At 25.5% G+C, this 21,492-nt stretch carries 18 protein-coding genes; 1 reads left to right on the top strand and 17 read right to left on the bottom strand.

All coding sequences use genetic code 11. The features are described from left to right. Positions 1-97 precede the first annotated feature (97 nt). Entirely contained in the window at positions 98-1,606 is a 1,509-nt protein-coding gene (yjeM, locus tag CLTHE_RS09605; RefSeq protein ID WP_080023134.1) for a glutamate/gamma-aminobutyrate family transporter YjeM, read from the top strand. A 71-nt stretch (positions 1,607-1,677) separates the two neighbouring features. Here the strand turns inward: yjeM and asnB are convergent, their stop codons facing one another. From asnB to CLTHE_RS09520, 17 genes are all read right to left on the bottom strand, one after another. Continuing rightward, the gene (asnB, locus tag CLTHE_RS09600; RefSeq protein ID WP_080023133.1) at positions 1,678-3,543 is read right to left on the bottom strand and encodes an asparagine synthase (glutamine-hydrolyzing); all 1,866 of its coding nucleotides are present in this window, start codon (positions 3,541-3,543) and stop codon (positions 1,678-1,680) included. A gap of 222 nt (positions 3,544-3,765) precedes the next feature. After that, a complete protein-coding gene (locus CLTHE_RS09595; RefSeq protein WP_080023132.1) occupies positions 3,766-4,092 on the bottom strand; it encodes a rhodanese-like domain-containing protein in 327 nt (108 codons plus the stop codon). Between the two features lie 124 nt (positions 4,093-4,216). Then, positions 4,217-5,512 carry a purine/pyrimidine permease gene (locus CLTHE_RS09590; protein WP_080023131.1) on the bottom strand — a complete coding sequence of 432 codons (1,296 nt, stop codon included), beginning with the start codon at positions 5,510-5,512 and terminating at the stop codon, positions 4,217-4,219. 279 nt (positions 5,513-5,791) lie between these two features. Further along, complete coding sequence (locus tag CLTHE_RS09585; protein WP_080023130.1) at positions 5,792-8,299, bottom strand: DsrE/DsrF/DrsH-like family protein; 2,508 nt, start codon at positions 8,297-8,299, stop codon at positions 5,792-5,794. A 143-nt stretch (positions 8,300-8,442) separates the two neighbouring features. Continuing rightward, positions 8,443-8,721 (bottom strand): ArsR/SmtB family transcription factor, encoded by a 279-nt coding sequence (locus CLTHE_RS09580; protein ID WP_080023129.1) that lies wholly within the window; start codon positions 8,719-8,721, stop codon positions 8,443-8,445. A 112-nt stretch (positions 8,722-8,833) separates the two neighbouring features. Beyond that, the gene (locus CLTHE_RS09575) at positions 8,834-9,076 is read right to left on the bottom strand and encodes a YgjV family protein (RefSeq protein WP_080023128.1); all 243 of its coding nucleotides are present in this window, start codon (positions 9,074-9,076) and stop codon (positions 8,834-8,836) included. 195 nt (positions 9,077-9,271) lie between these two features. Further along, entirely contained in the window at positions 9,272-9,460 is a 189-nt protein-coding gene (locus CLTHE_RS09570; protein ID WP_080023127.1) for a hypothetical protein, read from the bottom strand. 161 nt (positions 9,461-9,621) lie between these two features. After that, complete coding sequence (locus CLTHE_RS09565; protein ID WP_080023126.1) at positions 9,622-10,539, bottom strand: DMT family transporter; 918 nt, start codon at positions 10,537-10,539, stop codon at positions 9,622-9,624. 201 nt (positions 10,540-10,740) lie between these two features. Continuing rightward, positions 10,741-11,247, bottom strand: a complete 507-nt coding sequence (locus tag CLTHE_RS09560; RefSeq protein WP_080023125.1) for a YbhB/YbcL family Raf kinase inhibitor-like protein — start codon at positions 11,245-11,247, stop codon at positions 10,741-10,743. Positions 11,248-11,406: 159 nt separating this feature from the next. Beyond that, the gene (locus tag CLTHE_RS09555; protein ID WP_080023124.1) at positions 11,407-12,156 is read right to left on the bottom strand and encodes a metallophosphoesterase family protein; all 750 of its coding nucleotides are present in this window, start codon (positions 12,154-12,156) and stop codon (positions 11,407-11,409) included. A gap of 15 nt (positions 12,157-12,171) precedes the next feature. Further along, complete coding sequence (locus tag CLTHE_RS09550; RefSeq protein ID WP_080023123.1) at positions 12,172-12,726, bottom strand: hypothetical protein; 555 nt, start codon at positions 12,724-12,726, stop codon at positions 12,172-12,174. Between the two features lie 225 nt (positions 12,727-12,951). After that, on the bottom strand, positions 12,952-14,520 hold the full coding sequence (locus CLTHE_RS09545; RefSeq protein ID WP_080023122.1) for a ClC family H(+)/Cl(-) exchange transporter: 1,569 nt from the start codon (positions 14,518-14,520) through the stop codon (positions 12,952-12,954). Between the two features lie 393 nt (positions 14,521-14,913). Further along, positions 14,914-16,785, bottom strand: a complete 1,872-nt coding sequence (htpG, locus tag CLTHE_RS09540) for a molecular chaperone HtpG (protein ID WP_080023121.1) — start codon at positions 16,783-16,785, stop codon at positions 14,914-14,916. Positions 16,786-17,001: 216 nt separating this feature from the next. After that, positions 17,002-17,430 (bottom strand): zinc ribbon domain-containing protein, encoded by a 429-nt coding sequence (locus CLTHE_RS09535; RefSeq protein WP_080023120.1) that lies wholly within the window; start codon positions 17,428-17,430, stop codon positions 17,002-17,004. A 155-nt stretch (positions 17,431-17,585) separates the two neighbouring features. After that, entirely contained in the window at positions 17,586-18,332 is a 747-nt protein-coding gene (locus CLTHE_RS09530; protein WP_080023119.1) for an SDR family oxidoreductase, read from the bottom strand. Positions 18,333-18,626: 294 nt separating this feature from the next. Further along, positions 18,627-20,657: an ABC transporter permease gene (locus CLTHE_RS09525; protein WP_080023118.1), complete on the bottom strand. Its 2,031-nt coding sequence runs from the start codon at positions 20,655-20,657 to the stop codon at positions 18,627-18,629. Then, on the bottom strand, positions 20,647-21,414 hold the full coding sequence (locus tag CLTHE_RS09520) for an ABC transporter ATP-binding protein (protein ID WP_080023117.1): 768 nt from the start codon (positions 21,412-21,414) through the stop codon (positions 20,647-20,649). The genes CLTHE_RS09525 and CLTHE_RS09520 overlap by 11 nt, the downstream gene beginning before the upstream one ends. Between the last annotated feature and the right edge of the window lie 78 nt (positions 21,415-21,492).

The following is a 21,492-nucleotide window of genomic DNA, read 5'->3' as shown; positions in this document are numbered from 1 at the left end:
AAGACAAATGTATTTAATAGAAAGACATGATTTTTACAAATTTAGCATGATTTAGAATTTTTATAGATACAATTGATATATTTTAGGAGGTAAGTTTATGTCAAAAGTAAAAGATAACAAGTATAGTATATCTTTTTTTGGTTTTTTAGTTATGATTTTCTTAACTGTTTATGGTTTACCAAATGGTGAACAAGTTTACTACCAAATGGGATATGCTGCTATAACATATTTAATAATAGCCGTAATTATTTTCTTTGTTCCTTATTCATTTATAGTCGCAGAAATGAGTTCTGCTTTTAAGGATAAAAAAGGCGGTATTTTCTCTTGGATGTCCGAATCAGTTAATGAAGGTTTTGGACTTGTAGGAACTTTCATCTGGTACGGATCTTTTGTTGTTATGTGGTTTTCTGCATCTTCAATTTGTATTGCAATTTCAGTTGCATTATTTGGTATAGATACAACTTCAAAATGGCACTTCTTAATGTTTAATGCTCCAGAAACATTAGCTATTTGCGGAGCAATTTATATGATAGTAGCTGCTCTTATAACAACTAGAGGACTAAAGAGATTATCATTCCTTTCTAATATATCAATTGTAACGGTAATACTTACTCATATTTTGATTTTAGGTGGAGGATTAGTAATTTTCGCATTATCTGGATTTAAACCAGCTCAAGGTTTTGACTTTTCAAATATACATTCATATTTTTATGGTCCAAACCCTTCTTATGCTTCATTTTTACCTGCATTAGGATTCTTAGTATTCGCAGTTTCAATATTTGCTGGTATGGAAAATAGTAGTGGATTAGTAGATAAAGTTAAAAACGGAAAGAAAAATGTTCCTAGAGCAATATTTGTTGCTACTATAATGATAACTTTCCTTTATATATTCACAGTTTTAATACTTGGTTTTGTATGTAATTGGAAAAAAACATTTGGTACTCCAGATGTTAACTTAGCAAACTTCTCTATATACATTGTTCAAGAAGAATTCTTTAGACTTGGTACTCTTATGGGATTATCAGCTCATAATTCTTTACTTGTTGGAGAATGGATAAATAGAGTTATTACTATAATTGGTTTAATTGGTTTAACTTCAATTCCATTAAGATTATATACACCAATTAAGCACATGTTTGAAGGTCTTCCAAAAGGAATGTTCCCTGAAAAGCTACAAAAAATAAATAAACATGGTATGCCTATTTATGCAATATTACTACAAACTATAATAATAGTATTCTTTGTATTATTACTTGGATTTGGTGGTGGAAACGTATCTGCTCTATTTAACAAAATGACTCTTATGACATTTGTTGCTAGTTCAGTTCCAATATCATTTATAGTTTTTGCATATATTAAATTTAAACTTAATGATAATATACCAAAAGAATATGTTTTCTTTGGTAAAAAATCTGGTGTAATTTATGCTGCTATATGTTTTGTAGTTGTTACATTTACAAATATCTATTCAATGATAGAACCTGCATTAGCTGGTAATGTTTCTAACTCACTTTGGGTAGCTGGAGGTCCTGTATTATTCGGTTTAGTTGCATACATTTTATATAGAAGGTATAAAGTAAAACTTAATAAAGGATTAATTGATTAAATAAAAACAACAGAATTTTAATTCTGTTGTTTTTTTATTTAATAATATTTTTAATTTAATAACTATTTATTTTATACAATAAATTCTTCTTCCGGTAACATTGATTTATCTATATATAATCTATACCATATTATATAAACTATAATGGACCATATCTTTCTACTATAATCTACTTTTGTACTTCTATGTTTTTCTAACATTTTTATTGCTACTTCTGTATTTATTTCTTTAACTGGATTACTAAGTATAATTTCTTTTGCCCAATCATAAAGTTCATCTTTTAACCAAACTCTAATTGGAACTGGATATCCTAATTTCTTCTTTTCATATACATAATCTGGAAGTATCCCTTTAAATGCTTCTCTTAACATATGCTTAGTAGTAAATCCATTTATTTTATCTTCTAATTTAAGCTTAGATGCAACTCTAAATACTTCTTTATCAAGAAAAGGAACTCTAAGTTCTAAAGAGTTTGCCATAGACATTCTATCTGCTTTCGAAAGTATATCTCCGACTAGCCATGTATTAATATCTACATATTGCCTTTTGCAAACATTATCTAAGTTTTCTACTTTTCTAAAAAATTCTTTTGTTATATCTGTTGATTTCATATTTTCTTTATAGTTATTTATTATTTTGTGCTTCTCTTCCTCTTTAAATATTCTAGCGTTTCCAACATATCTATCCTCTAAATCTGTACATCCTCTTTCTATAAAACTTTTTCCTTTCACATGATTTGGTATTAGTTTTGAAGATGCAAGCATTAATTTTTTAAATCCCTTAGGCATTTTTTCAAAAACTTTTAATGAGTTATCTTCTGTATATATATTATATCCACCAAAAAATTCATCAGACCCTTCTCCAGATAATACAACTTTAAATTTATTACTTACTTCTTTACATATATAATAAAGTGGTATTATTGATGGATCTGCAATAGGAGTATCCATATGATATATTATTTTAGGTAAACTCCTTACATAATCTTTATAATCTAATTTTAAACATTTAAATTTTATTCCAAAATCATCTGCAAATTTTTTAGCATATGGAGTTTCATCATATCCTTCAACATTGAAGCCTATACTGTAGGCAGTTATTTCTGGATTAAGTTTCCATGCTAAATAAGTTGTAATTGAAGAATCTATTCCACTTGAAAGAAATGTTGCTACTGGAACATCTGAAACCATATGTTTCTTAACAGAATCTTCTAACGAATTATAAATTTCTTTTTTTAATTTTTCTTTATCTGATTCCTCCATAGGATTAAGTTCTAATTCAAAATATTTATTTATTTCTAAATCTGAATCAATACTTTTTTCTATAAAATATCCTGGTCTTAATGTTTTTATCTCATTGAATAAAGTTTTCTCTCCTGGTATATATTGAACAGTTAAATAATTATTTATCTCATCTTTATTATAAGTAAGATTTTCATTTATTGACCATAAAGATTTTAGTTCAGAAGAGAAGTATAAGCCTTTTTCATTTTCAAAATAGTATAAAGGTTTTATTCCAAAATGGTCTCTAGTAATTATTAATTTTCTTTCTTCTTTATCATATATAACAATTGCAAACATTCCTCTTAAATATGATATAAAATCTTTTTTATATTCATCATATAAAGTTGCTATAACTTCTATTTCTGAATTAGTCTTAAACTCATATCCTTTTTCACTAAGTTCTTCACGCAATTCAGAAAAATTATATATTTCTCCATTAAAAACAACTATGTATTTATTATAAAAATTAAATGGCTGAGCCCCATTTTCTAAATCAATTATACTAAGTCTTCTAAATGTTAAAATAATATTTTCATCTATAAAGCTTTTTGAATCATCTGGACCTCTATGAATTATTACTTCAGATCCTTTTGTTATTTGATTAACATCCTCCTCATTAATATCATTTTTTAATACCCCTATAAAGCCACACATATCTTTTCCTCCTTGAAAATTTAAACCCTCTAGTATATTGCTATATTTTATCTGGATTTTTATGTCATATATTGTAATTATCGTATATTATTTGTTGATTTTTAGAAATATTCCACTATATTATTTTATTTCCCAAATTTATATAATTATTCTTATATTTCTATTTATTAAACAAAATAAAGCACTATTTTATAACAAAAAAAGAAAGCTTTTAGCTTTCTTTTAATACATATCTATTCTATTTTCTCCTCTATACCTAGCAAATCCGCCTTCAATATTTATTAAATCGTATCCTAAAGGATTTAATTCTGCACAAACCCTTCCACTTCTATTTCCTGAGTGACAAAGTATATAATATGTTTTATCCTTTGAAATAAACATTTCAGGACATTCTAATATTTTATTCATTGGAACATGTTTTACTGTATCTATAGTTCCAAATAAAGCAATTTCATCTTCATCTCTTATATCTATAATATTTATACTTCCTATTAATTTATCTATTTCGTTTATATTTATTTTCTTTAATTCATTTTTATTTTCACTCATTTTTATTCCTCCTAAATATTATTCTTTATAAATTATATCATTTTCCCTTTAAATATTTTTAAATCAATATTTATTTTTCATTTTTAATATAAAATTTAACCAAATAAAACTTAATTTTTATATTCTAAGCCTTTTTCTTAGTCTTTTTTTCTACAATTATATTATATATTTCAATTATTATTGCTAGTGCTATTCCTACAACAAGCCCATTACTTAGGAAAGAAGTTAATGATGATGGAAGAGCTGAAAAAGCAGTATTTGGAACAAACATTATCCCAACTCCAGTAAATATTGGAATACCAATACTAAAGTACATTTTACTTCTATCTTCTAATTTTTCTAACTCTTTTATTGCAACTCCAAACATATTACTAAATACAGTAAATATTGCAGCATACGCAACTGGAGTTGGTAAAGTTGTAAAGAAAGCCATTATTGGAGTAATACAACTAACTATAATAACTAATATGTTTCCTATTAAAAATGGTTGTTTATGAGTTGATTCAGTTTGTTCCATAAATCCTGATATAGATATTCCTGGAACTGCTGCAACTGATAAAAATATACCTGAAAGAATTTGGTTTATTCCTAATGCTATTCCACCTCTTTTAGCAGATGTTTCATATCTTCTATTATTAGCTTTTTCCATTACACTTTTTATAACACTCATTGCTCCTAACATTGTACTTATTAATATAAGTACTGCTATTATTATAGATGGTATCATACTTAAATTTACTATTGGTAATCCAAAAGGAAATGCTTTTGGAAAACTTATAAAGCCTTTAATATGTGACATATTATTATCTTTTAATAATCCAAAAACATAAAAAGCTAACCATCCTGCAGCAATTACTATAATAAATGAAACTGATGCAAGTTTTCTAAATCTTCTTATGATAAGAGATAATATAACCATTCCTATTGAAATAAGCATTATTGGAATTGAAACTTTATTACTTCCATAACCTATTCCTAACATACCCATTATAAAATCTTTTGATAATTCAGCTACAAGTAAAAACATAAATGTTGCTAATACTCTTGGACTAAATAAAACTAATAATTTATCTAAAAGTCCAAAAGCACTTAATAATACAATAATTATTCCTGTTACTATTATAGAAAAAGACATTACTCTTAAAGTTTGAATATCTCCTCCAAATAAAGTTTGACCTATACCTGAATAAATTATAAATACACCTACCCAAAGCCCTGATGGAACTTCACTTATGTATAATCTATGCCCTATAAATAGCTGAATTAATGCTCCTACTCCTAACATAAATATAGTTCTTTGTAAAAACATCATTGTTTGAACTTCACTTAAATGGAACATAGGCCCAATAACAAGTGCATAGACAACATTAGCTAATACAATAAATGCCATCCACTGTATTGATGATAATATTTTTTTCATTTGTTCTACCTTCTTATTTGTTTAATTTAATACTATATGTCTTTTATAGCATTTATATATTATCATATTTATATATTCTTATTATTAATTAAGAATTCATATTTATATTCAAAATTTTTTATTGCTCAAATTATTCTCATAAAAAACTTATTTTAAAATAAAATTTTTTAAAATATTTCAATAAAAATAAATAGAACTTTCACTTTTTTAAATTCGTGAAAGCTCTTATATCAATAATTAAAACTCTTTTCTATTAGTTACTTAACAAATATTTTAAATTTAAATAAATAAGTTTGAATTTGAGTCCTCAGCTTCTCCTAAATAATATCCAACTCCTCCATATTCAATGCCATCTATAAGCTCTTGTTCTTTTATTCCCATAACATCCATAGACATAGTACAAGCTACTATTTTAACACCATTATCAATTGCATTTTTAATTAATTCTTCTAATGATTGGACATTTTTCTTATTCATTATATCTCTAATCATTTTAGCACCAATTCCACCCATATTCATTTTTGAAAGACTTAATTTTTTACTTCCTCTAGGCATCATTTTTCCAAACATTTTTTCAATAAAATTTTTATTTACTTTTACTTTCTCATTTTTTCTTAAAATATTTAATCCCCAGAAAGTAAAGAACATTGTAACATTTTTTCCCATAGCTGCTGCTCCATTTGCAATAATAAATGCTGCTATAGCTTTATCTAAGTCTCCACTAAATACTACCATTGTTTGACCATTTTTCTCTGATTTAATTTCTGTTGCAGCTACTTCTCTTTTATCACTATTATAAATCTTTGTATTTTCTAAATTTTTCAAATTATTTATGTTTCCTTTTATTAATTTAGCTTTTATTATTCCTTTATCCTTACTTACATCAACTAATGTATTCCCTGTTCTCTTAGCCCAAGCTTCAATATCTTTAAGGAATCCTGAATCTGATGCAGTTGCTATTAATTTATCTCCTTCATTTAGTTCATCCATATACATTTTAATTTGCATTAGAGGCCCAGGACAACATAAACCTTGTAAGTTAACTTCTTTTGTTTTTCCAGTATTGTTATTTAAATTCATACCTACTCTTTCCTCACTATTAACTGAATCTTCCCCTTCAAAATCAAAGCTTTTTGCTTTATATCCAAATGTTTTAAAGGCTTTATATCCTCCAGATAAATTTTTTACATTAAATCCTGAATTTTTAAGAATTCTTTCTCCAATCCATCCTCTAACTCCAACTGCACAATAAACCCATATCTCTTTTCCTTTATCTAATTCATTTAATCTATCTCTTAAGCTATTTAATGGAATATGAATTGCCCCTTCTATCATTCCATTTTCAACTTCTATATCTTCTCTTAAATCTAATAATATTGTATTTTCTTTATCTCTATTTTTTAAATCTTCAACAAATACTAAATCACTTAAATTTTTAGATTCATTTTCAGCTATAAATCCTGCCATATTTGCTGGAGATTTTGCTGAAAGATATGGAGGTGCATAAGCTAACTCTAATTCTCTCAAGTCATCCATAGTTCCTTTTAATTTAATAACTGTAGCTAATACATCAATAAATTTATCTACACCTTCATTTCCAACACATTGAGCTCCTAATACTCTTTTACTTTCTCTTTCATAAAGTACTTTTATTGAAAGTCCAGTTGCTCCAGGATAATAACCAGCATGACTCATAGGATATAAATAAACCTTTTTATAATCTATCCCTTTATTTTTTAAAATTCTTTCATTATTTCCAGTTGAAGCTGCTGTTATATCAAAAACTTTTATTATTGAAGTACCTAATGTTCCATTATAAACACTCTCAAGACCTGATATATTATCAGCTATTATTCTTCCCTGTCTATTAGCTGGTCCTGCAAGAGGAATATAAGTTGTACTTCCATTTACAAAATCTTTGACTGCTACTGCATCTCCTCCTGCATAAACATCTTTTATATTTGTTCTCATATATTTATCAACTAATATATGCCCTCTTTCTCCTAATTCAATTCCAGTTTCTTTTAAAAATTCAGTATCAGGCATAACACCAATAGCTGATATAATAATATCTGATTTTATTTCTTTTCCGCTTTCTAATTTTATATTTATAATATCTTTTCTTTCATCAATTTCTATTATCTTATCATTCAAATTTATAGAAACATCATTATCATTCATTTCCATTTCTAAAAGCTCTGAAATCTCAGAATCAAATGGTGCTAAGATATGTGGTGCAGCTTCTACTAAATTTACATTTATTCCTCTATGCTTTAAATTCTCACAAACTTCAACTCCAATATATCCTCCACCTACAACTACTGCATTTTTTACATTACCACTATCAATTTCTTTTTTTATTTTATCCATATCCTTTATATTTCTTAGAGTATAAATTTTATTTTTATTTATTCCTCTAATATTAGGAATTACTGGTTTTGAACCTGGTGATATAACTAAATAATCATAATTTTCTATATAAGTGCTATTATCTTCTTTTCTTACTTCTACATTTTTAGAATTTGTATCTATTCTTAAGACTTCACTTTTTACTCTTACATCAATTCTAAATCTATCATACATTTTCTCTGGTGTTTGTAATAAAAGCTTATCTCTTTCTTTTATAACTTCTCCAATATGATATGGTAATCCACAATTAGCAAAAGATATATAATCACTTTTTTCAAATATTACTATATCCATATCCTCTCTTAATCTTCTAAGACGTGCAGCCGTTGATGCTCCAGTTGCAACACCTCCTATTATTAAAACTTTTTTTCTATTCATTTTGTCTCCTCCTAATTTTTTAAATAACTATATCTTCTTAATTGAACACAATTTAAATTATTTAATTAATATATTCAAATATTACGATTAATATATTAAAAGTAGCTTCTATATAGCTCTTATGAGCTTAAGCCACTTTCTAATTAGATTTCTAAAGCTTTAATAATTTTCTCTACTTTATCATTCACAACTCTATAATTTATTTCTAATCCATTTCTTTCGCCTTCAATAATTCCAACTGATCTTAATTTTTGTAAATGTTGAGATATTGTAGATTGAGGCATATCAAGACAGTTTTGCATAAATGTAACATTACAACTACCATTAGATAATAATCCTCTAACTATGCAAAGTCTTACTGGATGAGCAAGAACTTTTAAAAGCTCTGCACTATTTGTCAATGCTTTATAATCATTTTCCATATTTATCGTCTCCTAATCTTTATATTCAAATATTACGATATATATATTTTTTTGTCAATAATTTATAAAAAGCTATCTTAAAGTTATTTAAATAACTTTAAGATAGCTTAAATTAATCTCCACTTAAGCTGGAGTTATTTTTCTTCAATTTATAAAGGTTAACTGCATTTATTATAACTATTATACCATTAGAAATTGCAACTGGATATGCCCCAATTATTATTCCATATGTTACAAATAATAAGCATCCTATTGTATTTAGTATCCTAAGCCATACCATTGATGTACATAATAATGATACTACTACCATTGCTGATGCGCCATAACCTACCCATTCAATTAATGAATTACTCAAATTTTAACACCTCTTTAGCTCATAATAATCTGTAGTTTTTTAATTTTACTTTCCCCTCGTAATTTACATCCTATCATATGTAAAAAAAATATTAAATAAACCTTTACAATTGCTTTTATATTTAATTTATATATTTTTTATTAATTAGAAATTTTTAACTAATTATATTTATTAATACGATTACATAATAATATTTTATTTTTTATTTTTATAAAAACTCCATACTACTTTATATTTAATACGAAGCCATTTTTTACTTATTTTAAGAATTTTTTCATATTCTATTAAACACTGTAATCTTTCTAAACAAAAAAATATTTTATCATCTATAGATTTTGCCCAACTTCCAACTGAAAATCTTTCTGTTCTAAGATAATATGTCAAAACTGTTCCTATTTTCTTTTGTAATTATTTTTTATAAAAGAAGGATTTAATGTAATATAATAGAATTATATAAAAAGGATACATAAAAATTCGGGGTAAAATATTTTCAACTACTACTCATATTTTAACTCTAGTTATGTATCCTTTTTATTATATTAAATCTATATATTAATTTTCTTTAACTCTGAATTTTTCTTTATTTTATAGAGTATTATTGATGCCACTATAATTATAAGTGTACCTATTAATACATTTATTGTTATCATTTTTCCCATTATAATAAACATTAATATTGGTACTATTATAGGCTTTATATAAAAAACACTTGTTGCTGTTATAGCAGATGTCTCTTTTATAGCCATTAAGAAGAAAAAATATCCTATTCCTTTTACTACAATTCCTAAGTAAACAAGTAATCCTATTGTATGCAAATCTAAATTAGCCAAAATTGGTATTCTGAATATTATCATAAATATAAAAAGTGCTGCAACTCCAAAGAAAAATGAAAAACTATTTGTTATATTTGGTCCAACTTTCTTTGTTGCTTTACTTGCAAATACATTATAAAATGCCATTGCTATTGCACCTAATACACATAAGCCAACACCAATCATGTGGCTTTCTGCTCCTCTTCCATCAGCTCCTGCAAATGGATTAAGAATAACTATAATACCAATAGCTGCAAGTATTATTGCTATAAAACTGAATTTTGGCATTTTTTCTTTTAATATTACTCTTGCAACTGGAATTGTTATAATTGCATTTGAACATAAAATTACTGCGGCTATAGCAGGAGTTGTAAATACTAATGCCTCTTGAAAAAGAGTCATAGCAATGGACACTTGTACAATTCCTAAAAAAGCTATTAACCCAATTGTCCTTTTAGTAACTTTGAATTTTAATTTTCTCATATCATTTAATGCAAAAGGTAAAAATATAATTGCTGCCACTAAAAAGGATATTAAATTTATTTGTAATGAATTTAGCTTATCTGTAGCTAAATATTTTCCAACAATCTCTTGTGTACTAAAACATAAAGCTGTCAGAAATATAAATATTACACCTTTATATGATTTCATATTTATTACTTCCTCTCTGTCAATAAATTATCTCTCAGTAAAATTTTGTTATATCTATAATTAAGTGTACTCCTAATTTTTTATATAGATATTTATTTTGTTACTATGTTTTTAATTTTATTTGAAATAAAATCATAGTATTTAATTTTTTAAATAAAAAAATGGTAACTAAATAAGTTACCATTTTTAATACTCTATTTATTAACTTCTATATAACCCTTCTAATGTAGCGACTTCTAGTATATGACCTCTCATTTCATTATATAATTCATTTACTAAAAATCCATTTTCTAAATTTACTTCACAATCTAAAGCATAAACTCTTAATTCGTATGTATGTGCACAATTAGGTGGTGCCATTCCTCCATAATTTGATGCTTCTTCTCTTGAAAGAGCTTCCTCTCCTAATATAGGTGCTCCCCAACTATTTACTCCCTGAATAAAATCTGAAGCATTTTCTGATTCACCTTCATTTACTTTTGTCTTCTTTAAATTGGCTCCTGCCCAATGTACCCAAGTAAATCCACATACAGCCATTGCATCATGGTCATCTAATATAAAAGCAAAGCTTTTAGTTCCTTCTGGTGCATCAATAATTTCAAAATCTATTGAATGACTTGGCATTCCCTTTAAAAATTTTTCTCCGTATTTTCCATACTTATCATAAAAATATCCATTTTCATTTATTGAATTACTTTTTATTTTCATAATTTTATAATCTCTCCTTAATCTTAATATTTTTATTTTATCTATATGAATCTTAATTTATTATCTATAAAAATAATCATTATGAAATTTCTCAATATAATTTTATATTTTCAGTATAAAAATCTTTTATATTTTCAAATCAATATTTCTTTTTATTTATCAAATACTTGAATTTACATATACTATATTTAATATATTATCTTTTCCTATTTCTATTATAGATAATTTTCCATCATAATTTTTTGCTGAAGTAAATACTCCAGTATCTAAGCAAATAACTTTTTTACCATATTTATTTTCTCTTATTCCTATATTTATATTCTTTTCAAATGTATTTTGCATTGGAGTGTGTCCTATTATTATATTTAAATATTTTGACCCAAAATTATTTTCTTTTGTTTTATAGATAGGATCAAAAATATTTATCCAAAATTCCCTATTTAATAAAACTTGTTCTTCTATTGCCTTATCTTCTAATTTTTTAATTATTTCCTCTTTAGTATCTTCAATATTTATATCTATTCCACCATGAATAAGAAGAAAATCTCCTTCTATAATATAATATGGCAACCCTTTAATATATCTATAAAGCGATTCTTTATATCCATTATCTATTATATTTCTTTCTTCTACTTCTTTTAAAATTTGCTTTTTATTAGGTATTCGTATATCTCCTTCTATTGAACGCTCTATTGCATATTCATGGTTTCCTTTAATATGAATTATATTCTTCTTGTTTCTTATATAATCAATTGTTTCTAAACTTTTAGGACCTTTATCATTTGCATCCCCTAACACATATAAAATGTCATTAGATTTAAAATTAATTAATTCTAATCCTTTTATTAATTCATCTAAACATCCATGCACATCACTTGTAATAAATATTCGCCCTTTTTTATTTTCCATTCTTTTATTTTCCTATTATTTAATTCTTTTATATATTATAGGCTCTTCAAGACCAAAAGTTATTTTTCCATCTTTTCTTAAAATTTCACTTACCATTAGAGCATCTTTTTCAACTCTTTGTTTTATTTCTAAAGTTACATCATCAGGAAGATTACTAATTGATATTCCCTCAAATGCATTATCTTTAAAAATATATTCTATTGGAGTAAATTTATGTGATTCTTTTAAATCTTCAAATTTAATATTTATATTATTATAATTCTTTAATTCATTATCATCTAAATTAGAAATTTCATATGATTCTAATATTAAATTTCCATTTTCATTTTTTGAAAGCTTAAAGATATGATGTATATCTTGTTTCATCTCTCCCATTTCATAATATCCTTCTTCTATTATAAAATAGTCTTTAAAGTCATTAGGTAAATTTTCTATTTTATCATTAAAAACATAAGCTGAATGCTTTGATTTAGGATGCACTATATTTCCGTTTTTCTCTTCGCTTTCTATTTGTTCATGATTATCAAATTTTCCTGTTAAATAACTTATAAACTTGTCCATATCTTTCATTTAATTTCCTCTCTTTCTAACTTTCATCTATTTATTCGAATATAATCCTTTAATTTTTATTTTTCAATAATTTATCTCAAAATAATATCTAATATTTATTAAATATATAAATTGTACATTATTTATCTATTATTTCTATATCAACTTTTTAAGTTATATAAATAAATTTTTAATTTAGCAAAATAAAAAAGCTACCCAAATTTTATTGGATAGCTTTTTTATAATTTATAAATCACATTCACAAAGTTCTTCTAATCTTTCTCTTAGTTGAATTTCTTTATTTTCACTAGCTAAGGTGCTTATCGTGTCACCTGCCATTATTACAGTCTCTCCATTAGGTATTAATATTTCTCCTTCTCTTTCAATAGAAATTATTAATACATTTTTTCCTAAGTTAATTTCTTTTAACTTCTTACCAGCTATATCTGAACCCATACCTACTATATAAGAAACAACAACTTCACCTTTATTTTCTTTAGCATATTCTTCGCTCTTTTCTTTCGGTTCCATTGAATGAAGTCTCATTTTAAATAATGATTCGTATACTGGTTCACTTCTTAATAATTCAGCTACTAAATAAGATACTCCACATACAAGAATTATTGGTCCAAATTGAGTAAATGATCCACTCATTTCACAAACAAGCATTAATCCAGTTAATGGTGCTCTTACTATAGAAGAGAACATTCCTGCCATCGCAAAAAGAATAATATTCATTAAATACATTCTGTCTAATCCAAAGAATTGTATTGATATTTCACCAAAAATTACTCCAACTAATGAACCTAAAGTTAATAGTGGGAAAAGAATTCCCCCTGGTGTACCAGAACAGAAACTTATCATTGAGAATATAAATTTAGCTATTAATAATATAATTGCAAATGTTAGTACAACTCTTCCGTTTAATACGTTATCAATTAAGTCTTCTCCTCCACCTAAAACTTGTGGTATAAAAATACCAAAAAACATTGCACATACAAATGGAATAATCATTCTAAATTGAATTGGTAATTTTATCTTTTTATAAAGTCCCATAGTTTTTACTAATGAAAAATTATAAAAAGCTCCTGCGCATCCTACAATTATTCCTAAGATTACTAAGTATCCATAATATCTAAAAGGTACTGTTGATAGTACATGTGCTTCTAATATTTGACCTTTGCCAAAGAAAATCCAAGTAATGGCATCTGATGAAACAGCAGCTGCTATTGCAGATACAAATAGCATTGGAGTAAATTTCTTATGTACTTCTTCAAGTACGAATAAAGCTCCCGCAAATGGCGCATTAAACGCCGCTGCAAGCCCAGCTCCGGCTCCACTTGAAATCAAAAATCTTTTTTCTAGCTTAAGTCTTTTTGTTATATTACCAAATATGTGACCTATACTTGCCCCTAATTGAATAGATGGTCCTTCTATTCCTAATGATAATCCACTTCCAATTGCTAAAACTCCACCTACGAATTTATACAAAACTACTTTTACAGGTGATGGTGCTTTAAAATATCCTGTTAAAATACCTTCGATTTGCGGAATACCACTTCCACTAATCATAGACTCATCTTTAACCATCAGTCCCACAATAATACCAACTATAGCAAGTACTATTAGACCTATAATTATGTAAAGAATATGTCTTCCAATGAAATTATATGTCAAGTAGGTATACTTTAATACGTATTTTAAAACAAGTCTATATAGTGAAACTAATAGTCCAACTCCAATTCCTACGATAACACTTTCTAGAACAACTTTTAGTTTAGAAGCACTTATCATCTTAGCTATCTTACTGTCCATTTTTATCCTCCTATCATTATTTTTTTGTGTTTTAGCTTTTTAGATTAAATTTAAAATATCTCTTAATTATTAATTCGTTAAAGCTTACATTTTATTTTACCTACACCTTATTATATATCTCAACAAACTTTTAACTCAAAGAATATAATGTTAATTAAAAATAAATTTTTATAAACTTTTTTACTACCTTTTTCTACTTTTTACTTTTTAAGTATATGTATATGTTTACTTTTATTTTTTATTTTATTTGAAACAATTTTTATTATTTTTTCTCTAAAAATAATAATTTATGTAAAAAAAATTTTTTTACTTATAACCAATTTAATTCTATTTTTTTTAATCAAAAAAAAAGATTCTTATAATATATTTAAATATTATAAGAATCTTTAAACATTATTTCATTAATTTACAAATATCATTTGCAAATTCAGTTGGATCTTCTATGCTTAATCCTTCCATAAGAAGTGCTTGATTATATAATAAGTTAACATAAAGATTGAATTTATCTTTATCTCCAGTATAAGCATTCTTTAATGAAGTAAATACTTCGTGATTTGTATTTATTTCTAATACTTTTTCTGATTTAACTCCTTCATTATTAGGCATTGAGTTTAATATTTTTTCCATTTCGATTGAAAGTTCGCCTTCAGCTGAAAGACATACAGGATATTTCTTTAATTTTGAAGATGCTCTAACTTCCTTAACTTTTCCACCTAAAGCTTCCTTGATTCCAGTAAATAAATCTTTATTTTCTTCATTTGCTTTAGTTTCTTCTTCTTTATTTTCTATTCCTAAATCACCTGCTGAAACTGATTTAAATTCTTTTTCTTTATAGCTTTGAAGTATTTTTATAGCAAATTCATCTATATCTTCTGTAAAATAAAGAATTTCATAGCCTTTATCTAGAACCATTTCAGTTTGTGGCATTTTTTCAATTCTATCATTTGATTCACCTGAAGCATAGTAAATATATTTTTGATCTTCTGGCATTCTTTCAATATATTCATTTAAAGTTACCATTTTCTTTTCTTTAGATGAATAGAACATTATTAAATCCTTTAAATCATCTTTATTTGCACCAAAGTCATCATAAACACCATATTTAAGCTGTCTACCAAATGATTTATAGAATTTTTCATAAGCTTCTCTATCATTTTTAATCATAGATTCAAGCTCATTTTTTATTTTATTTTTTATATTTTTAGCAATTCTCTTTAATTGTCTATCATGTTGTAATAATTCTCTTGATATATTTAATGAAAGATCCTGAGAATCAACAATTCCTTTTACAAATCCGAAATAATCAGGAAGTAATTCTTCACATTTTTCCATTATTAATACACCGTTTGAATATAGTTCTAATCCTTTTTTATATTCTTTTGTGTAATAATCATAAGGAGTGTTTTCAGGAATAAACATAATTGAATTATAACTTATCATTCCATCAACACTTATGTGTATATGTTTTAATGGTTTATCAAAACCAAATCTTTTTTCAAAATAGAAATTATTATAATCTTCATCAGTAAGCTCTTTCTTATTTTTTCTCCAAAGAGGTACCATACTGTTTATTGTTTCTTCTTCTATATACTCTTCATATTCATCTTCTGAACCTTCTTTAAGTCTTGATTTCTTAGCATCAAGCTTAATAGGATATCTTATGAAATCTGAATATTTCTTAATTAAACTTCTTAATTTATACTCATTTAGATATTCATCAAAGTTTTCATCTTCTGTATTTTCTTTTAAGTGAAGAACTATATCTGTTCCAAATGAATCTTTTTCACCTTCTGAAATTGTATACCCATCTACTCCATCAGATTCCCAAACAAATGCTTTATCTCCTCCAAAAGCTTTTGTAATAACTTTAACATGGTCTGCAACTAAAAATGCAGAATAGAATCCAACTCCGAATTGTCCGATAATATCATATCCATCTTTTAATTCATTTTCATTCTTAAATTGTAAAGAACCACTTTTTGCAATAACTCCAAGATTTTCTTCAAGTTCAGCTTCTGTCATACCTATTCCAGTATCTCTTATAGTAAGAGTTCTTTCTTCCATGTTTGGTATAAGCTTAATAAAATAGTCTCCTTTGTTAAATGTTAAAGAACTATCACTTAAAGTTTTGTAGTAAATTTTATCAATTGCATCACTAGCATTTGAAATTAACTCTCTTAAAAATATTTCTCTATTTGTATAGATAGAGTTAATAACAATATCTAATAATCTTTTTGATTCTGCTTTAAATTGTTTCTTTTCCAATTTAAACATCTCCTTTCAAAATAAACCCTTTTGTTAGCACTCTCATCAGTTGAGTGCTAATTGCATAATTAATTTATATCACACCTTGAATTTTTTGTCAATGAATACCTATTTTTGAATATGATATAACAAACCTCAATTATATATATTACTTGCTTTAAAATTATATTTTTAAACTAAAATAAAAAAAGATTGCAATATTAAAAGCAATCTTTTTTATTTTAATTTTTCTCCACATTCAGGGCAATAAGTAAATTTTTCATCTACAAGTGCTCCACACTTAGGGCATTTGCTTTTTAAATTAAATTCACTATTAAACCCATTGTTTCTCTCATAATTATTACTATTATAATTATTTTCTTTTCCTAAATACTCTAAATCATAAGCCTTTAACTCAGTTATCTCGCCTCTTTCTAAAGCTAACCCTTTTTCCTTAGATATTCTATAAATTGAATTACATCTATTGCATACTACATAATATTCTATTCCATATTTAAAAATAGGAATAAAAAAGAAATGAAAATAACTATATTTTTTTATTAGTTTTCCACTTGTATTCCAATTGCAACTTTTACAAGGTATTGAATTTAAAATTTTTATTATTTTCTCTTTAAATGATGTTCCAAATATACCAATAAAAAACATAATATCATCTCCTTTTTATTCTATTTTACTCTCAAAAAAATATATATCAATATAAATTTTTTCTTATTAATTACAAAATCTATTTTCTATTAAATTATTACCTCTATATTTAAAAGTTATAATTTATATTTTGATATTAAACATCCTATCTTATTTTAAATTTCACTAAGTCCTCCATCAACTCTTATTTCACTTGCTGTCATATATGATGAATCATCTGATGCTAAAAATAAAACTGCTTTAGCAACTTCTTCTGCTTCTCCCCATCTTTTCATTGGAACAGTATTTTCTATATATTCATCAATTAATTTTTGCATTTCTTTATTATCTTGTTCAGTTAATGGTGTTTTAATAGGACCAGGACTTATTGCATTAACCCTAATTTTTTTGTTAAGAACTGATTCATCAGCAGCAAATGTTCTTACTAAACTTCTTAAAGCAGCTTTTGAAGCTGAATATAATGGATCTCCTGGTACTCCCATATCATGTGAAACAGAAGAAGTGAATATTACTGATGAATTATCATTTAATAATTCAAATAAATTTGTGAAAATAAAAAAATTACTTTTTAAATTTGTATTTATAATTTCATCAAAAAATTTCTCATCTGTTTCAAAAATAGAAGGACATTCAGACATTCCTGCATTTCCAAATAAAATATCAAGTTTTATATTTTCTTCTAATAAAAATTTTTTTAATTTATATATATCTTCAACTTTTGCTACATCCATTTTAAAAGTAATAACATTTTCTCCAATTAAATTTTTAGCTTTTTCAAGCTTCTCTTCATTTCTTCCAGTTATAATTACTTTTGCACCTTCTTTATTAAAAAGTCTAGCAGTTTCTAATCCAATTCCACTAGATCCTCCTGTAATAATAGCTGTTTTATCTATTAATTTCATTTTCTTTTCCTCCTTAGTTACTATTAAAATAAATTGTAACTCACTATAAAAATAAAGTCAATTTACTTTTTAAAATAAAAAAAGAGGTAACTTTTATTATCTCTCATAATTTTTCACTTTATAAAAATAATAATTTTACTTTTAAAAATAAATTTAAATCTCATCTATCTACTTATTTAAAATAAAAATAACTCCTTTATAAAATTATAAAGGAGTTATTAAAACAAAATATTTGAGATTGAATGTATTAAATTTTATATTTATTAAATAGTCCATTAGACTATAAGGGTGTCATTATCTTTCTTTTACTATATTTTTATATCCTAAATAAGTTACTATAAAATATCCTAAGTATATTATTACTATACAAACCATTGTCCATAAAGATGCTGTAAGTATACTTGATTTTCCTAACATCTCTATAAGTCCATTTGATACGTATATTCCCACTCCTGCATGTACAAGTGCTAATACAAGTGGTAATCCAAAGTATGCTAATGTTTGAGTAAATATACTTTTATTTATTTGCTTGTCACTCGCTCCAATTTTTCTTAAAGCTTTATATCTATCATAACTATCACTAGCTTCTGAAAGTTGTTGAAGTGCTAAAACAGCTGCACTTGATACTAAGAATATAGCTCCAATATATAGTGCAATATATAGTATCATTGTTGTTATACTACTTTGTTGATCTAGTACTCCAATTTTTGTTGATAAAAACGCTAAAACATTATCTTTATCATTTTTTCCATGTGGATTTTTTATATCAATATCTCCAAATTTTCCAAATAAATTTGTTAAATATTTTTCTGATTCTTTAATATTGTTTTTATTGTAATTTATATTTATATATTGATAATCTATTTCTGCATTAGCTAGAACATTATCATTTACTACAACAGTAAGAAAATTAGTTGGTCCTTGATTAGTTACTAAGTTTTCTTCAATTGTCTTATCTTCTTTAGGGGAATACTCTTTGTTATTTATTTTTAGTTTTCCATTATCCTTAAAGAAATTTGATAATGTTTTTGACATAAAACTTGAATTAGAAGTTATTAATACTTGATTATTATTTAAAGTAATAGGATCTTTTCCTAGTAACTTTAGATTATTATTATAATCTGTTAAACTTATAAAATCTATTGAAGCTGAACTACCATTATATGATTTCCATAAATATGATGATTTTAAAGTTGAATCTGCATATTTTGAAAATTCACTTTGATATGTAACGCCTTTAATAGTTTTTGTTGAAAAATAATTCATTTGACTACCTTCTGGTAATTTAAATCCAACAGATTTTAATCCTTGCTCTAAATTAAAACCTTTTACACTATCACTAGTAGCTATTGTTGCACTAAAAGGTGTATATTGACTTATATTCTGATTTTTAAATCCAACTGATACAGTGATTAAACTTACTGTTATAAAAATCATTAAACATATAACTGACATTGAAATGAAATTTGTATTTATTTTGCTATTCATTTGTCTTATAGTAAATATGTTTAATCTCTTATAATACACATTTTTAGTTCTTTGAAGTAATAAAACTATAAAGCCTGTCAATCCATAGAAGAAAAGTAATGTTCCAACAATTCCAAGTACAATAGACATAATAAATCTAGAATCATGAGGATTGAATCCTGCTTTTATTACAAAATAATATGCAACACCAATTACAATTAGTGATATTATAAATATAATACCTGCTAAAACTGGGCTTTTTACTTTTATTTTTTCATTCTTTTTATGTGCTGTAAGTAAATCAATAAGTTTATATCTTGAAACTACTATTACATTAAATAACATTACTAAAACAAATATTATCCCAAAATAAACAATTGATTTTACCATTGCATTTGCTGAAAATACTAATTTAAAGTTTTTTATTGATACTCCAAAAAGTTTTGTAGTAAGTACTCCTAAAAGTTGTGATAATACTATTCCACCAATTAATCCACAAATAAGAGAAAAAACTCCTATTATTAACTCTTCTAAAACAAGAATTGTTGATATCTTTCTTTTTCCCATTCCAAGACTCATATAAAGTCCAAGTTCTCTTTTTCTTCTTTTTATCAAGAAGTTATTTGCATATATAATAAGACATCCTAGTACTACTGAAACAAAAACTGATATGTATCCTATTACCTCTCCTATGGCTTTAACTGTCTCACCATTATTACCTGAATTTAATATTTTACTTTGTGCTCCTATTGAGTTAAATGCATAAAATATACACACAGCAAAGCTTAAAGTTAAGAAGTATATAGCATAATCCTTTAAGCTTTTTCGTACATTTTTTAAGGCTAGCTTAAAGTTCATTTGCTGTGTCACCTCCTAATAATGTTACTACTTCAATTATTCTTTCAAAGAATTCTTTTCTTGTTGAAGTTCCTCTATTTACTTCTGTGAAAAGTTTTCCGTCTTTTATAAATATTATTCTATTTGCATAACTTGCTGTAAATGGATCATGTGTTACCATAAGAATTGTTGATTTTAATTCTTTATTTACCTCTTCAAAGCTTTCAAGTAATGCTCTTGCTGATTTAGAATCTAATGCACCTGTTGGCTCATCAGCTAAAATAAGTGAAGGCTTCTTTACTATTGCTCTTGCACAAGCAACTCTTTGCTTTTGTCCTCCAGAAACTTCATAAGGATATTTATTAAGTATTTCATAAATTCCAAGTCTTTTTGCAGTTTCTTCTATTTTTTCATCTATACTTGAAGCTTTTTCTCCTTTTATAGTAAGTGCTAATGCTATATTTTCTCTCATAGTTAAAGTATCTAAAAGATTATAGTCTTGAAATATAAATCCAAGTTTTTCTCCTCTAAATTTTTCTAACTCTTTTCCTTTTAATCTTGTTATATCTCTTCCTTCTAAAACAATTTTTCCAGTAGTTATAGTATCAATTGTAGATATACAATTTAAAAGAGTTGTTTTACCTGAACCAGAAGCTCCCATTATTCCAACGAAATCTCCCTCTTCTAATTGAAAGCTAACCCCCTTTAAAGCTTTAGTTACATTTTTTTTATTTCCATAAAATTTTTCAACATCTCTAACATCTAAAATAGTAGTCATTTTTTATTTCCTCCGTTTTCTTTATCTTATGTGTTTATTTTAATCTCTTTTTTATATTTCTAGTATCGATTTAACTTT

Source organism: Clostridium thermobutyricum DSM 4928 (assembly GCF_002050515.1).
In the GTDB taxonomy this organism is placed as follows: Bacteria; Bacillota; Clostridia; order Clostridiales; family Clostridiaceae; genus Clostridium; species Clostridium thermobutyricum.
The sequence above is the reverse complement of the archived record's forward strand: the minus strand, read 5'-3'. Positions and strand labels throughout refer to the sequence as shown.

Coding starts and splice junctions, on each gene's coding strand:
- yjeM (WP_080023134.1), top strand. CDS start 98: ATGTCAAAAGTAAAAGATAACAAGTATAGTATATCTTTTTTTGGTTTT.
- asnB (WP_080023133.1), bottom strand. CDS start 3,543: ATGTGTGGCTTTATAGGGGTATTAAAAAATGATATTAATGAGGAGGAT.
- CLTHE_RS09595 (WP_080023132.1), bottom strand. CDS start 4,092: ATGAGTGAAAATAAAAATGAATTAAAGAAAATAAATATAAACGAAATA.
- CLTHE_RS09590 (WP_080023131.1), bottom strand. CDS start 5,512: ATGAAAAAAATATTATCATCAATACAGTGGATGGCATTTATTGTATTA.
- CLTHE_RS09585 (WP_080023130.1), bottom strand. CDS start 8,299: ATGAATAGAAAAAAAGTTTTAATAATAGGAGGTGTTGCAACTGGAGCA.
- CLTHE_RS09580 (WP_080023129.1), bottom strand. CDS start 8,721: ATGGAAAATGATTATAAAGCATTGACAAATAGTGCAGAGCTTTTAAAA.
- CLTHE_RS09565 (WP_080023126.1), bottom strand. CDS start 10,539: ATGAAATCATATAAAGGTGTAATATTTATATTTCTGACAGCTTTATGT.
- CLTHE_RS09560 (WP_080023125.1), bottom strand. CDS start 11,247: ATGAAAATAAAAAGTAATTCAATAAATGAAAATGGATATTTTTATGAT.
- CLTHE_RS09555 (WP_080023124.1), bottom strand. CDS start 12,156: ATGGAAAATAAAAAAGGGCGAATATTTATTACAAGTGATGTGCATGGA.
- CLTHE_RS09550 (WP_080023123.1), bottom strand. CDS start 12,726: ATGAAAGATATGGACAAGTTTATAAGTTATTTAACAGGAAAATTTGAT.
- CLTHE_RS09545 (WP_080023122.1), bottom strand. CDS start 14,520: ATGGACAGTAAGATAGCTAAGATGATAAGTGCTTCTAAACTAAAAGTT.
- CLTHE_RS09535 (WP_080023120.1), bottom strand. CDS start 17,430: ATGTTTTTTATTGGTATATTTGGAACATCATTTAAAGAGAAAATAATA.
- CLTHE_RS09530 (WP_080023119.1), bottom strand. CDS start 18,332: ATGAAATTAATAGATAAAACAGCTATTATTACAGGAGGATCTAGTGGA.
- CLTHE_RS09525 (WP_080023118.1), bottom strand. CDS start 20,657: ATGAACTTTAAGCTAGCCTTAAAAAATGTACGAAAAAGCTTAAAGGAT.
- CLTHE_RS09520 (WP_080023117.1), bottom strand. CDS start 21,414: ATGACTACTATTTTAGATGTTAGAGATGTTGAAAAATTTTATGGAAAT.